We start from the raw sequence: 14,763 nt of genomic DNA, 5'->3' as shown, positions 1-14,763 counted from the left end.
CATGAGACCTTTCAACCACGAACTTAATCCAAACTATACCTGATTTTATGCATCTACGCTACGGATTGATTCTGCTACTGCTATTCTGTTTCTCGCTTACCGCACACAGCCAGACGCGTGACTACTGGCAACAACGGGTGGAGTACGAAATGGAGATCGAAATGAACGCCCCGGACAACCAGTTCACGGGAACCCAGAAACTGACGTATCACAACAATTCTCCCGATACGCTGCGGCGCGTGTTTTATCATCTTTATTTTAACGCTTTTCAGCCCGGCAGCATGATGGACAAGCGCTCCCGCACCATTGAAGATCCCGACAGCCGCGTGCGCGACCGTATCTACCACCTGTCAGAGGACCAGATTGGTTATCATCGGATTCGATCAATGAACCAGGACGGGGAGTCGGTTGATTACAGGGTGGATGGAACCATAATGGAAGTGGAGCTGGATGAGCCAATTCTGCCCGGTGCAAGCACGGTTTTTCAGATGGAGTTCGAAAGCCAGGTGCCACTGCAGATCCGCCGCTCCGGCTGGAAAAACAGGGAGGGCGTCGAATTTTCGATGACACAGTGGTATCCCAAGATTTCGGAATACGACCACGAAGGCTGGCACCCCAACCCGTATGTGGGTCGCGAGTTTCACGGTGTCTTCGGCAGCTTTGATGTTAAAATCAAGATTGATTCCTCCTATGTGATGGGGGCCACCGGAAATCTGCAGAACCCACAGCAGATCGGCCACGGCTACCAGGATCCGGGCACCGCGGTGAACCGCCCCGGTTCCGACAAGCTTACCTGGCACTGGAAAGCCGATAACGTGCACGATTTTGCCTGGGGTGCCGATCCCGACTTCACACATACAACGGCGCAGGTACCCGGCGGACCAATGCTCCACTTTTTCTACCAAACCGACCCGGTGGCCGCCAACGTATCCTCGGGAAGCCGGCAGGATTCGCTGAAGGCCTACTGGGAGCGTCTGCCGGAATTTACGGTCAAAAGCTTTCAGTTTATGAACAAGCACTTTGGAAAGTATCCGTATGAGAAGTTTTCCGTGATCCAGGGAGGCGACGGCGGCATGGAGTACCCGATGGCTACCCTTATTACCGGCAACCGCTCAGAGCGGAGCCTGGTTGGTGTTACAGTGCACGAGCTTGTTCACATGTGGTATCACACTGTGCTGGCCAACAACGAAAGCCGGTTTCCCTGGATGGATGAAGGGTTTACAACCTACGCCTCTGCCCTGGTCACGGAGCACCTTTACGGGGAACGTGACTTCCCCCACAGCGGGGCCTATGGCTCCTACTACCGGATTGTGGAAGATGGCGAAGAGGAGGCGCTGGATACCCACGCCGATCATTTTGTCACCAACCGCGCATATGGGGTGGCCTCCTACTCAAAGGGCGCTGTATTTCTGAATCAGTTGCGGTATGTGATCGGGCCTGAAGCATTTGACCGCGGCATGAAGCGCTATTTTGAAACCTGGAAGTTCAAACACCCGACCGGCCGCGATTTCCTGCGGGTGATGGAGAAGGAATCGGGTATGGTGCTCGACTGGTATTACGAGTATTTTATTGAAACGACCAAAACCATTGACTACGGGATTGAAACTGTGGTAGGGAAAGGCGACTCTACGTTCGTGACCCTGAAGCGGGAAGACCTGATGCCGATGCCGATCGACGTGCTGGTGGAATATTCCGACGGCAGCAAACAGCAGTTTTACATTCCCCTGCGCATCATGCGGGGCGAAAAGCCCAACGAAACTCCGGGTATTGAACGGGCGGTGCTGCCAGACTGGCCGTGGGTGTATCCCTCCTATACGTTCGGAATTCCGGAAGCGCCTGAATCAATTTCGCGCATTACTATAGATCCCACCGGCCGCATGGCAGATGTGAACCGGGAAAACAACGTCTTTGAGATGGAGGAGGCAACACGCGTTTTTGAAACAAAATGAAGGTGAGGATTCAGCATGAATCCGGGCCCGTTGCAGGGTGGAGATATTGTTGGATACAGATTCTACGGCAACGTTCTGGAAAAAGAGGATTATTGAAATGCAGGAATTGGCAAAACAACGGTTTTTGGAACTCCTCTGCGAACTCATTCCAGGGGCTGTCATCGAACGTGGGGAATATCCGTCAGATATTGCGTGTAGAGGGAAGCCGCATGCTCCAGGTCAATTTGGTTAAGTTCCAGCATCGTTTCCAGTCCTTCAAGTTTTGCATCGCAACTGCGGACCTGGGCGATTTTCGAGGAGATATCATCAGATTTCAACAGGCCGTTGCTGATGACCGCCGCCATCGATAGCAGCGTCGCGAGCAGGCACAGCACCTGCCACACCGGAATGCCGAAAGAAACGACCCCTTTGGCCGCCTCGATAAAACCACTGCCCCCCATGCCGGGTCCGGCCGTTAAAGCGGCAGCCAGGGCCCCCGCAATGATGGAAGTAGTAAGAAGTCGTGACTTTTTAGGCTCATTCCTGCTGAGATAATCCGCCGCTTCCCGCCGTTTGTTTTTTATTTTCTTTAAAAGAGCATTCCTGTCACTCATTGTTACACCCGATGTGGTTCAGTTATCGTTGTTTTCCTTGCCGGATAGAACCTCTCCACCTGATTCCGACAATTGAAGGTCAGGGCTGAGTTCATATATAAAGAGGGCTTTGCAAAACCGTTGTGTTGGCCAATATCGGCATTTTCGTGGATTCGAAATCCTCATATGTGAGATATAAACTGCGGTTCCCGATCCGCTCAGGCTTTGATCTTGAACAAAACTCCTGGTTTTTTAAAGTCCTCTAAAAATATAAACGGCCTATCGTAAAAATGAGGGTATAAAACAGGTGTTAAATCCCTTACATTCTATACGGCCTGACAAAACAAATTACTATCTGGCGCGTTTTGAACCAAAAGTAAAACTCAAATTTGAACGGAGTACTATATGATTAACAGAAACAGTATGCGCACAGTCTTTTTAATGACGCTTGTGGCTGTGCTTTTTATGCTGGTCGGTCAAATTTTGGGTGGATCGACCGGGCTGATTATTGCTTTCATATTTGCAATGGGAATGAATGCCGTGAGTTACTGGTATTCCGATAAAATGGTCCTCAAAATGTACAAGGCGCAGGAAGTGGACCCGCAGTCTAATCCCCAGCTATACAACATGGTAAAAGAGCTGGCGGAAAGTGCAGATCTGCCCATGCCGAAAGTATACATTATTCCCCAGGAGCAGCCCAATGCGTTTGCCACGGGTCGAAATCCGGAGCATTCGGCGGTTGCTTTTACGCAGGGGATCCTCAATGTGCTGGATCGAGATCAGCTGCGCGGTGTGACCGCCCATGAGCTGGCCCATATTAAAAATCGCGATATTTTGACGCAGACCATTGTGACGACGGTCGTAAGCGCGCTGAGCATGCTGGCCCAGTTTGCATTCTTCCTTCCCATCGGTGGAGGCGACCGCGACGGGCCCAACCCGCTGGTGGCCATACTGGTGCTGATAACGGCACCCATTGCCGCCTCGCTGCTGCAGGCCGCCATCAGCCGAACCCGCGAATATGAAGCGGATCGAGTGGGAGCTGAAATTTCGGGCAAGCCGCAGAGCCTGGCTGCCGCCCTCCAGCGTATTGAGCAGGCGGTAGAACAGACGCCGATGCGTGTTTCGGAAACGGCCATGCGCTCTACCTCGCACATGTTCCCGGTGAACCCGTTTAAAGGGGGAAAGTTTATGAGCCTTTTTTCAACCCACCCGGAAACGGAAGACCGGGTAAACAGGCTGATGCATATGGCCCAAACCGGAGAATATAATTTTGATTAAGCAGAGATAGCCACAGGAAGTTCATAAAATTCAATTCTATGCTCAAAGAGACGTAAGAACACTCCTTTCTTCTCCCCGGGGAACTGGGGAGGAGAACTTGGATCTGCTAATTTCAGCCGTTTTCAAAAGGGGGTGGATGCATTCCGTTAAACCAGCAGCGCATTTCCACAGGACCTGGAAGTGTCGCCCATGATATTGATCATGTCCTGCATACCGGCAAATTCCCAGCGACAGAAATAGTTGTGTGTACAAACAACAGGCCGGTATTTTCTACTCTTCCTGCCTGTACTGCTCCTGGTATGCATTTTTTATACGCTGGTTCATATGTCGCCGGTAGTTTTCATATTCGTATTTGCGGATGGTAAACTCCGAATGGTAGGTACCGTCATTACATTCAACATGGAGCTTGTCCGGATGATCGGATTCTGTAATCGTTACCTCTATATTGCCGATTTTGTACGAATTCACGGGATTGTCCATCTCAGGCGACTCTAATTGTATATATGGGTTATTAATACAGTTCTTCAGCGTTGTTCCTAAGTTAACGTGTTTTGCCGGAATATAATGATGCCACGTACCACTACCGGGAACGGAAGCGTCATATCCATTCTTATTCTGCTGCTCCGCTTGGAATAATACACTTTTTAATCGTGAAGATTCAATATTGCAGTCCTGCAATATCCCCCCTCGGTAATACTTGCAACATTGCATTTGTCGATAACGCGGTTACGCATCGTGTTGAGCTTAAAAATTTTTATGTGATTTTTTTCTGCTTTTCAAGCATTATGAGGCTGTTTTTCCGGGGATCCAAAAAAATATTTCTTTGGATCTTACTTTTGGAACGGTCCTTGTAACTACCAAGAGAAAGAACACAGAAACGTTTGAATAAAGGTTAATCGAAAAAAGAGTGAATAAATCACAGATACGATCTTTCACAACATCTAACAATCTCAATCATAAAATCATTACAGGTTTTATTATGAAACAATCAACCAAATACCTTTCTCTATTTCTATTGTCATTCTTTGTGATGGCAGGTAGCGTATTTGCCCAGGACACCGACCGGGACCTGCAATATTATACGAGTCCCGACCAGCGGGGTGTTAATCAATTTGAAGCCCCTTTTACCACGGATCAGGAGTTTGACGGAGTGAACGTTCGCCTCGGCGGCGCCAACACGCTCCAGTTCCAGGCGATTACCCATGAGAATGCGGGTCCCTGGCAATCGGGCGTTGACGAGTCTGGAAATCCGATTATGAGTTCACTGCCGGAACTGGGATCCAATTTCAATCTCGCTACCTCCAACCTGGATTTTGACGTAGCACTGGATAACGGGCTGCGAATGCACCTGCGTACGTATCTCTCCTCCCAGCACCACCCGGAAGCGTGGGTAAAGGGCGGGTATATTCAGATTGATCGCCTGGACTTTATTTCAGAGGGCTTTGCTTCTGATCTGATGGACAACCTCCGCATTAAGGTGGGGCACATGGAGATCAACTACGGTGACAACCACTTCCGCAGAACGGACAACGGGGCGGCTATTCACAATCCCTTTGTAGGCAACTACATTATGGATTCATTTACGACTGAAGTCGGCGGTGAAATTTACTACTACGGCGGGGACCTCTTTGCCATGGTGGGACTCACCAACGGTAAACTGAACCAGAGCACGATCAAAACCGATCCTGCAAACACGGGTAGCTTCGTAGGAAAGCTGGGCTATGACTCCCAGGTGAACGAAGACCTGCGCCTGCGTCTGACCGGTTCTATCTACACCACCGGCCAGGCCAACGGGATCTACCTGTATGATGGTGACCGTGCAGGCTCCCGCTACTACAACGTCATGAGTGGCGGCTTCCGCTCTGGTCGATTTGATCCCGGTTTCGATAACGAGATTACGGCCATCATGATCAACCCCTTTGTCAAATACAACGGCCTGGAGTTCTATGGCGTCTTTGAAACCGTTACGGGTAAAGATGCGGGACAGCCCTCAGATACCTTCAACCAGTATGGTGCAGAACTGCTCTATCGCTTCGGTGCTGGAGAGGATGTCTACCTGGGTGCCCGATATAACCTCGTATCAAATGATGATATTGATATCGAGCGATTCAATATCGGCGGTGGCTGGTTCCTGACCAAAAACGTGCTGGCCAAACTCGAATATGTAACCCAAACCTATGACGGTTTTACCGGTCAACTGGAAGATGGCCAATTTGACGGCGTAATGCTGGAAGCCGTAATCAGTTTCTAACGAATATCCCTAACAAAGCACCAATCCCTATGGTGCGGCTATAAAACGACCTTATGATTGAGTGCGTTATAGCTTACATACATCCCTAAATACATAACTCCCTTATTTTAAAAGCCGCTCCCTGAAAGGAGCGGCTTTTACTATAATAACAGGGTATTGCTGTTCCCCTTCTTTGCTGAAACCATTGAACTCAATCCGATAGAAGGTGAATCTTACCCGGGATCGGCTACTTAACACTCCTGCTACGGTCACTCAACATTAATGTCGAAGCCGGTTGTTAGGTCATCCACTTACTCTTATCCCGAGCTGAGGTTTGCCTGTTATATAGCCTGTCCTCAATAGCCCTTCCATGCCAGCAAATGTACGGTAGCCGACTTCATCTGCTTGATTGCTGACCGGTGGTAACGTTTATCGGGCTATTGCCGGGTGTAGGGGGGCGATAAAAGGTAACCTAAGATACGGAGGCGAAAAAATTGGGAGAGTCAACAGGAGTAAAGACCGGGGATGCCGTAAAGGGTCACTAATTTGCGTTATCCACGCTGGTCTGCCGGTCTATGACCTCCAGCAATTCTTCAAAGTCGATTGGCTTTAGTATCACCGCAGAGGCTCCCTGTTGTAACGCGGTGGACGCATTGTCGATGTGGAAGTATTCGCTGAGGATAATAACAATACTGGAAGAACGATGCCTTTTAATATATTCCAGTATATTCAAACTGTTATGGCGGGGCATGTGCAGGTCCAGAAGTATAATATCGAACTGTTGCTCTCCTATTTTTTGGATCGCCTGTTCTCCATCCTTTGCAACCTGGCAGATATAGCCCTCTCCCGCCAGGAAGAGCGACAGGGCCTCTCTGATGGTTTGCTCGTCATCGATAATTAAAATGGATCGGTTCATTATAGATATTCTTCGAAAGATTTTTATAGCTCTATATGTTAGGTATGCAATACTGGTACCAAAAAGGCGAAAGAATGAAAGTTTTCTGAATACGGCCCCTTGAGAGGCGTTATGCCCACATAAACTGAAATGGAGCTTTGAGAAGCAGGGAAACTGAAATAGCAGTGTTGCAACACTGCAAACCGGGCCGCAGCTATAAATTGCACTACTGCAACGCGCCTGGGATACAGCTGAAATACCCGCGACCGCGACCCGGCAGATGCATAAAGAGGAGGGCTTTTTTACCGGGTAAAAAATAATTCACTGTTATTCACCTTTTTGGAACGATGGTTGCATGTATTAGTAGTAGAACTACAAAATCAATAATCAGAATAATGGAGTTACAATGAAAACGTTCAACATTTATATCCTAAGCTTGCTTGTTGCGGTAATGGCTGGTTCCATAAACGCAAACGCCCAAAACAACGCCTACACGTTGTTATCTGAAAGTAGCATGACCATAGAGGGAACCTCGACGATACACGACTGGGAAGCCGACGTGGAAGAGATGAAATTAACGGCGGATCTGTCCGAAAACCTGTTTGAGTCTGCGGTTCCGGCATCGGCCGAATTTATCAAGGCGCTGTCGTTTTCCGCGGTTGTTGAGAGCATTGAAAGTGGAAAGGGAGGCATGAATAATAAGATCTATGACGCCCTGAAGGAGAAAGATCATCCTGAAATCACATACACGCTTTCCGAGGCGGAGCTTGTTTCCAGTGACGAAAGTACCGGGACGTTTACCCTGGATACCACCGGAGAATTAACGGTGGCGGGTACCACACAAACGATAAGTTTTCCTGTAGAGGGAACGCTCTCTGATGGTGAAAATGTTCGTTTTCAGGGGTCCTACTCGCTGAATATGAAAGATTACGATGTAGATCCTCCCAGCGCTGTTTTTGGCACGATTAAAGCGGGTGAGGAAGTAACGATATCGTTCAATGTTGTAATCGCCAACAAGGCTGTGGCAAATAATTAACAGAAACCGATCAATTCCCATGCTCCGGCACCAGACTGTAATACGATATATTTCCCAGGCGAGACCTGCACTACTGAGACTGCTGAGTGTGGCACTGCTGGCGGTGTGGGGATTATCGCTGCAGCTTGCCGGGGCCCAGGAGATTTCTCCGGCCTATGAGGCGGGAAATATCGAGATTGAACCGACCGGCGCACTCTGGCTGGAGGGATCGGCCTCGGTTGTCGATTACCGCTGCTATGCCGAAAGCCTGGCCGGTTCCGGTGAAATCGAAAATACCACCGAGCCCACCCAAAATGTACAGGGCCAGGGGGATGTAAAGGTAAAAGTAACCATTCCCGTAAAAGCGCTGGAATGTGGTAAAAGCAAGATGAACCGCGATCTCTATGAGGCCTTAAAGGCCGAGGAGCACCCGAGCATAACCTATCAGCTGTTGCAGGCAACCCTCCTCAGTGAAAGTACGCATCCCGATTCGGCCGGCTGGATGAAAATTCAGACGGAGGGCCTCCTGACGATCGCCGGGGTTACCGACACGACCAGCCTGGTGGTAGAGGGGCAGCTGGTCGGGCAGGAGCGATTCCGCGTAAAAGGGGTAAAACCACTGAATATGCACGATTTTGATATTGAACCGCCCACCGCCCTTATGGGCCTTATCAAGGCCAATGAAAAGCTTACGGTCCATTTTGATGTATCCGTTCACCTGAACGGGGGAGGCGAGTAGATTGACCGACCGGCTAAAACATTTTGGTGCCCTCTCCTGCTTGGCCAGGTGTTGTCTTTGGCAAGTTTTTTAAGCGGAAACATCCCTGGTGTCGTATCAAAAACCTGGATTTCGGTTTGTTCCTGACCGAACGCGGATAAACACCGATCAGGCTGATCTGCACAGGTCAATTATGTGAGGGTGCTGTTGGAACACCTGTTCTGTGGTTAATCCGCAGTATCCGTTTCATCTGCGTTCCGGCATCCCGTAAAGCTGCATGGTTACGGTTGACTGGCCACCAGTTTCCATTCTATGAATCAATCGCGTACCGCTCCATTTTGCGATACAGCGTGGAGGGATCGATGCCCAGCAGGCGGGCCGTCTCCGACTTGTTGCCATCCGTCCGCTTCAGCACGCTCTTGATATGATGCTTTTCAAACGCGTGTACCGCCGCGTCGAGCGACTGGCTGTCAAGGTCCACTTTGTCATCGGTGTTGCGGATGGAGGCGGGCAGGTCCTCAACAGTTATGTGATCTTCAGTCCCGAGAAGCACTGCCCGTTCGATGACATTTTCCAATTCCCGCACATTCCCCTTCCACTGGTAGGAGATCAGCGCGCTCATCGCATCGCTGGTGATTCCCTTCACGGCCCTGTTCAGCTCGCGGTTGTATTTGTTTAAAAAATGGTGTGTGAGGATGGGGATATCCTCCTTGCGCTCCTCCAGCGAGGGCATCGCAATTTCAACCACATTGAGCCGGAAATAGAGGTCTTCGCGGAAAGTGCCCTTTTCCACCTGTTCTTCCAGGTTGCGGTTGGTGGCCGTAATAATCCGGGCATTGAAATTTACTGACCGGTTTGACCCGACCGGTTTGACCTCTTTCTCCTGCAGAACCCGCAGGAGCGTGACCTGTACGCCGGGAGGAAGTTCGCCGATTTCGTCAAGGAATACCGTTCCCCCGTTGGCTGCTTCAAAAATACCCTCATGGTCTTTATCCGCCCCGGTAAAAGCCCCTTTTTTATAACCGAAAAGTTCAGCTTCCACCAGGTCGGCCGGGATAGATCCGCAGTTGAGGGCCAGGAACGGTTTGCCGGACCGGTCGCTGTGGGAGTGGATGGCGCGGGCCACGAGCTCCTTGCCCGTACCGCTGGCACCCGTAATAAGTACGTGGGTTGAGGCGTTGCTTACCCGGCTGATCATGTCATAAACCCGCTTCATCGCCTCGCTTTCCCCGATAATGTGATTGAAGTTGAACTTGCGGTCGATCTGTTCGCGCAGGTACCGGTTTTCCTGGATAAGCTCTTTGTGTTCCAGCAGGTTTTGGATGCGGATCAACACTTCTTCAAAATCGATCGGTTTCAGGATATAGTCGGAAGCGCCTTTGCGGAGCGCTTCCACGGCGGTTTCCACAGTGGCGTGAGCGGTAATAATGATGGTAAGGGTCTGGGAAGAGAGCTGTTTGGTCTTTTGAAGCACTTCTAGGCCGTCGGCCCCGGGCATCTTCAGGTCGCTTATCAGGATATCAAACCGGCCATCCTGGACCGCCTCAATCGCCGCCGTCCCGTCTGCAACCGTCGTGCAGCGATATCCTTCATCCTCCAGTATCATGGAGAGGGTTTCCCTGATCTCTTTCTCATCGTCGGCTATTAAAATCGAACCTTTCATCTACTGCTGTTCCTGGTTGTGATTATTGGTTTTTGGGAGCGTGATGGTGAATGTGGTGCCCTGCCCTACTTCCGACTCAACCGAAATGGTTCCTCCCATCTTGTTGATGATGCCATGACTGACCGAAAGGCCCAGCCCGGTACCGGCCCCAACTTCTTTGGTCGTGAAAAAAGGCTCGAAAATCCGGTCCAGGTGCTCTTCGCTGATCCCCGTGCCGATATCAGACACCATGATGCAGACGCCTTCGGGTTCCTCCATCCTTTTTGTGTTGATATTTACTTCGGGGTCTTCAACTTCATTCATCGCATCAACGGCATTGAGCAGCAGGTTTACCAGGACCTGGTGGATATGGTCGGGCACACAGAGAATAGTAGGCAAATCAGGATTAAGATTCAGGTTAAAGGCCACATCCCGGCAGCGGGCGTCGTGCTTGAGCAGGCCCACCGCCGACTCAATGGTGTTGTTGATCTGCGTTTCCTCCCGATCCAGGCTGGAGGGCCGGGAAAAGTCCACAAGATCGCGAACAATTTTGTTTATTCGCTGGATCTGGTCACGCACCTTCGTGAGCTGGTTCTGTACGAATTCGTCATCGGTTCTGCGCTGGACCAGCTGGGTCAGGGATGAGATGGCCGTCAGCGGATTACCGATCTCGTGGGCCACGCCCGCCGCCATATGTCCCACAGCCGCCAGCCGTTCCGACTGCTGCACCTGTTCTTCCCGCATGCGGAGCTCCGTCAAATCCCGGAGTACCTGCGATCGGCCAACGATTTTGCCATCTACATCCCGAATAAAAGACTCGGTTAAATTCACCAGCACCCGGTTGCCATCCTTGGTCAGCCGCTCGGTTTCGTAGTTTTGCACATAGCCCCGGTACTGCATGCCAAACTCCAGGCAGTCGAGTTCGCGTGCTTCCAGCAGGTCGCGGGGAATAAATTTTTTAATAGACTCCCCGACAATCTCCTGTCGGTCCCACCCGAAAATATCTTCCGCCCCGCGGTTCCAGGCGGTAATTATGTCGTCGTTGTTAACGGCCAGGATCGCATCTGCTGATTGCTCAATAATATCTTTGTAGCGACCCTCGGCGACCTCCAGTCGGTCTTCGTAGAGTTGCCGGTATTTGTAGACGGTCCAGGCCGCCCATACCACAAGCAGTATCGATACGAGCACGCCACGGGTAAAATAAAGCCATCGCAGGGTGCTGATAGAGGGATCGTCCAGGATCGTCATCTGCACGATTTCGAAAAATCCGAAGACGGCCCCCAGTATTAGCAACGAGGTGAATATCAGGTACCCCAGCCGCACATATTTAAAAAACTTCAGCAGTTCTCTCATCAAGTCAACTCATTATTGGATCGCTTTACAAACGTGATTGATATTCAGTGAAAGATCAGGAATTGACCGCATTAAATCTATCTTACCACAGGCCCAATAACCGCCGGATGGTAATAATCTGGCCTGTATGATACGAATTGTGGTCAATAATCAAGATCGCCTCCCTGAACAAAGTCTGCCCGTCTCCATGGGGAAAAGGTGTAAACAGGTCTATTCCGGGATCTTTCACCAGGTCAATCATCTCCTGCAGGTCAGAGTTGATAGCCTCAAGAGAACGCTGCCATTCCGCATTTCCGGACGGGGCTTTTTCGGGCGGCCAGTAGTCGTCGGGCCACTTCGGGGCCTCATACCCGGGATTGACAGAAAACTCCAGGATGTCGGCTTGTGCGATGCGCAGGTGCTCCACAAGTTCCCAGATGGAGTAGGGAAGTGAGTTCGGGCGTATCCCCACGTCGCTGATATTAAGCCCTTCTACGGCGCGTTCAAAACTGGTGTGGGCATGTTCGTTTGCCAGCTGATCGATAAGATGTTTCCTGAGATCGTCCATAATTTGGTTGCCTGGTTTAATTACATTCCCCGGTACCGGGTGGAAATTTTATTCTCAGAGGTCTTTCTGAACGAGATGAGGGACGTAAAATAAATGTTAGTCGGGAGGGCAAAAAGAAAAAGCCCGGCAGACACCAGACTTTGTTTTAGACAACTGTTATTAATTTAAGGGATTATACCCATACAGATCAACTATTTTTTTAATTCACTAACTAATATATAAGTAAACTATATTTATAATTGATCTTTATCTGCTTAACATATAGCTTTTTAAGCTCGGATTTAACGATAGCAATGTAATAAAATGACCATTTGGTAGTCTTTTATGCCTAAAGAGATAGGAAGCCTGACACTGTATTCTGTAGATGATCTCCATGAGAAGCTCGGACTCAGTAAAATGACGATTCGCGCGTACCTGCGTGAGGGGAAAATACGGGCCCGAAAGCTTGGAGTACAGTGGTATGTGACCGAAGAAGCCCTGCGCGAATACTTTGACGAGCCGAGGGTAGATCCGCCGGCTCAAAAGAGCAGGAAAAAGTCGACCGGGAACTTTCGCTATGTGGTACAGGGCATTAACGACCTGGTGAGCGAAAAGCAGGAGTGTGAGACGCTGGACGAGACCATCGAATGTATAGAAAACCAGGCGATTATCAGCTTGTTCCAGGTGGCCGTGGTAAATAAAGAAACCGACGAGGTTGAGGAGCTGATCAAGGCGCGCGAATTCCTGGACCGTTACCGGAAGTAACGCTGCTGGCGGCTCAACCTGAAGGGTTGATTTTCAGGCATGCTGAATGGCGTGCGAAAAGGCCTCACCGTCCAGGCTGCAAGGTTCGAAAATCCAGTCGCCAATATTTGCTGCCGGCAAAGGGACACCGGGAAAAAGACCGGGAGGCTGCTTATTTGGGTTTCAGGAATAGCACCAGTAACGATAAGAGTAAACTCAGGACAATAATTTATGTTGAAGAAAGATGATACCAAGCTCGAGATTTTTGGATTCGGAGAAACGGAAGCCGACAAGTTTTACGCACTGGTGAATTTGAATAAAAGTCCCGACGGCATTGATCTGGAGGAGCTGTCGCTTGCAGATCCCCGCAAGTTTGACGAAGAGCTGAACAGGATGGGGTGTATTTTGCTGCTCAAGGGCGAAGAGGTGGAAGAGCTGATCAATCGGGGGGATATTGAGGATGCCGACCTTCACAAATCGCTGTATGAGCTGGCCGTGGAAGAGGAGATCATAAAATAATGCGGGAAGCACAGGATAAAGGCCGGATTGAATAAACCGCGGGCTTTGAGAGGGGGGCCGACCTCTACACTTCGAATGGTCCCTCCTTTTGCCACCATTTCCAGGCCCGAAGCAGGGTGATCGCGGTTTTCCCGTCAGAAATCTCTCCGGTGTGTGCCATCTCGACGGCCTCCCGAAACGGCACTCGTTCCTTGACCAGGAACTCATCCTCATCCACAGTCTGTTCGAACTCCTCGATTTCCCACGCGATATACAGGTGGATAATCTCATCAGTGTAGCCGATGCTGGGATAAAAGTTGCCGAGGTAATGGAACTGTTGGCAGGTAAGCCCCGCCTCCTCTTTTAGTTCGCGGCGGGCGGTGCTGTCGGCCGTTTCGCCGGGATCAATTTTTCCGGCGGGCACTTCGTAGAAAATCTGCGCTACCGGGTAGCGAAACTGCTTGACCAGCATGACATCTCCATCCCTGAATACGGGAAGAACAGCCGAGGCCCCGGGATGCTTAATCCATTCTCTTGTCGATTCAGACCCGTCAGGCAGCCTGGCTTCGTCAAAAAAAACATGCAGCAGGCGGCCGTCAAAAATCTCTTTTGAACTGATCCGCTTTTCAACCAGCTGTTCACTATCCGAAATTAAGCTCATCGAGTATATCCTTTTCTTTTCCGTTTGAATTCATACCTTTGATGCTCAAAGTATAACCAATTAGGATGGCAGAAACAGTGGAAAAAGCGGCGTCCGATCCAGTTAAAATCCGGGTAAAAAACAAGGTGTTTACCTGGTCGAATGCGATTTCGGCCTCGCGTACGATCATCTCCTTCCCGGTAATCTACCTGCATTACGTGAATGACTTTCAGGTTACCTGGCTGGTGGTTGTGCTCCTGGCTTATGGGGTCATTTCAGACTACCTGGATGGCATTATAGCCCGGAAAACGGGCCAGGTGTCTGAGCTGGGAAAGATTCTTGATCCCATAGCCGACAAACTGACCGCCTTTTTCCTTTTTATCTACACGGTTTACATCGGCTATATCCCCCTGTGGTTTTTTGTATTTGCCGTTATTCGTGATCTGCTTATCCTTTCGGGTTCCGTCTATATTAAGCTAACCCGGGGCAAGGTGGCCATGGCGGTGACCTCCGGCAAGTTTGCGGTCAACGGACTGGCTGCGTACTGGATGAGTGTCTTTTTTGCACCGGAAGCCGGCCCGTTTCACCTCTTTTTTATGGGAAATGCCATTGCATTAATGGTTTTCTCCTTTTTTGATTATCTTCAACGATTCAACCAGATAAGGCAAGGGGCCGAATTTAACTGAATATTTGGTCTGGTTCC

General features: G+C 50.1%; 15 protein-coding genes. 8 read left to right on the top strand and 7 right to left on the bottom strand.

Annotation, left to right across the window (positions count from 1 at the left end; all coding sequences use genetic code 11):
• The first annotated feature begins 47 nt into the window (after positions 1-47).
• The gene (locus ACG2F4_RS09480) at positions 48-1,949 is read left to right on the top strand and encodes a M1 family metallopeptidase (RefSeq protein WP_395260146.1); all 1,902 of its coding nucleotides are present in this window, start codon (positions 48-50) and stop codon (positions 1,947-1,949) included.
• Positions 1,950-2,107: 158 nt separating this feature from the next.
• Here the strand turns inward: ACG2F4_RS09480 and ACG2F4_RS09475 are convergent, their stop codons facing one another.
• A complete protein-coding gene (locus ACG2F4_RS09475; protein ID WP_395260144.1) occupies positions 2,108-2,542 on the bottom strand; it encodes a hypothetical protein in 435 nt (144 codons plus the stop codon).
• A 384-nt stretch (positions 2,543-2,926) separates the two neighbouring features.
• Here ACG2F4_RS09475 and htpX point away from each other — a divergent pair, with 384 nt between their 5' ends.
• Positions 2,927-3,799, top strand: coding sequence for a zinc metalloprotease HtpX (htpX, locus tag ACG2F4_RS09470; protein WP_395260141.1), 873 nt, complete (start codon positions 2,927-2,929; stop codon positions 3,797-3,799).
• 270 nt (positions 3,800-4,069) lie between these two features.
• Here the strand turns inward: htpX and ACG2F4_RS09465 are convergent, their stop codons facing one another.
• A complete protein-coding gene (locus tag ACG2F4_RS09465) occupies positions 4,070-4,267 on the bottom strand; it encodes a hypothetical protein (RefSeq protein WP_395260139.1) in 198 nt (65 codons plus the stop codon).
• A gap of 511 nt (positions 4,268-4,778) precedes the next feature.
• Between ACG2F4_RS09465 and ACG2F4_RS09460 the strand changes: the two genes are divergently transcribed.
• On the top strand, positions 4,779-6,050 hold the full coding sequence (locus tag ACG2F4_RS09460; RefSeq protein ID WP_395260137.1) for a hypothetical protein: 1,272 nt from the start codon (positions 4,779-4,781) through the stop codon (positions 6,048-6,050).
• A 520-nt stretch (positions 6,051-6,570) separates the two neighbouring features.
• Here ACG2F4_RS09460 and ACG2F4_RS09455 read toward each other — a convergent pair.
• Positions 6,571-6,945, bottom strand: a complete 375-nt coding sequence (locus ACG2F4_RS09455) for a response regulator (protein ID WP_395260136.1) — start codon at positions 6,943-6,945, stop codon at positions 6,571-6,573.
• Between the two features lie 430 nt (positions 6,946-7,375).
• Between ACG2F4_RS09455 and ACG2F4_RS09450 the strand changes: the two genes are divergently transcribed.
• Together ACG2F4_RS09450 and ACG2F4_RS09445 are read left to right on the top strand one after the other, a co-directional pair.
• A complete protein-coding gene (locus ACG2F4_RS09450) occupies positions 7,376-7,960 on the top strand; it encodes a YceI family protein (protein ID WP_395260135.1) in 585 nt (194 codons plus the stop codon).
• A gap of 19 nt (positions 7,961-7,979) precedes the next feature.
• Positions 7,980-8,678, top strand: a complete 699-nt coding sequence (locus tag ACG2F4_RS09445; protein ID WP_395260134.1) for a YceI family protein — start codon at positions 7,980-7,982, stop codon at positions 8,676-8,678.
• Between the two features lie 289 nt (positions 8,679-8,967).
• On the opposite strand, the gene ACG2F4_RS09440 is transcribed toward ACG2F4_RS09445, so the two are convergent.
• The 3 genes from ACG2F4_RS09440 to ACG2F4_RS09430 all read right to left on the bottom strand — a co-directional run bounded on the left by ACG2F4_RS09440 (position 8,968) and on the right by ACG2F4_RS09430 (position 12,199).
• A complete protein-coding gene (locus ACG2F4_RS09440) occupies positions 8,968-10,320 on the bottom strand; it encodes a sigma-54-dependent transcriptional regulator (protein WP_395260132.1) in 1,353 nt (450 codons plus the stop codon).
• The gene (locus ACG2F4_RS09435; RefSeq protein ID WP_395260130.1) at positions 10,321-11,652 is read right to left on the bottom strand and encodes a nitrogen regulation protein NR(II); all 1,332 of its coding nucleotides are present in this window, start codon (positions 11,650-11,652) and stop codon (positions 10,321-10,323) included.
• Positions 11,653-11,734: 82 nt separating this feature from the next.
• A complete protein-coding gene (locus ACG2F4_RS09430; RefSeq protein WP_395260128.1) occupies positions 11,735-12,199 on the bottom strand; it encodes a DinB family protein in 465 nt (154 codons plus the stop codon).
• Positions 12,200-12,523: 324 nt separating this feature from the next.
• On the opposite strand from ACG2F4_RS09430, the gene ACG2F4_RS09425 reads away from it, so the two are divergent.
• Complete coding sequence (locus ACG2F4_RS09425; RefSeq protein ID WP_395260126.1) at positions 12,524-12,943, top strand: helix-turn-helix domain-containing protein; 420 nt, start codon at positions 12,524-12,526, stop codon at positions 12,941-12,943.
• 210 nt (positions 12,944-13,153) lie between these two features.
• Positions 13,154-13,441: a hypothetical protein gene (locus ACG2F4_RS09420; RefSeq protein WP_395260125.1), complete on the top strand. Its 288-nt coding sequence runs from the start codon at positions 13,154-13,156 to the stop codon at positions 13,439-13,441.
• A 64-nt stretch (positions 13,442-13,505) separates the two neighbouring features.
• On the opposite strand, the gene ACG2F4_RS09415 is transcribed toward ACG2F4_RS09420, so the two are convergent.
• Entirely contained in the window at positions 13,506-14,081 is a 576-nt protein-coding gene (locus tag ACG2F4_RS09415) for an NUDIX domain-containing protein (protein ID WP_395260123.1), read from the bottom strand.
• Positions 14,082-14,146: 65 nt separating this feature from the next.
• Between ACG2F4_RS09415 and ACG2F4_RS09410 the strand changes: the two genes are divergently transcribed.
• Complete coding sequence (locus ACG2F4_RS09410; protein WP_395260122.1) at positions 14,147-14,746, top strand: CDP-alcohol phosphatidyltransferase family protein; 600 nt, start codon at positions 14,147-14,149, stop codon at positions 14,744-14,746.
• The last annotated feature ends 17 nt before the right edge of the window (positions 14,747-14,763 follow it).

Origin of the sequence: Halalkalibaculum sp. DA3122 (genome assembly GCF_043951865.1) — a bacterium.
Taxonomy (GTDB): Bacteria; Bacteroidota; Rhodothermia; order Balneolales; family Balneolaceae; genus JAMQKA01.
This window is presented reverse-complemented; position numbering and strand designations above follow the sequence as displayed.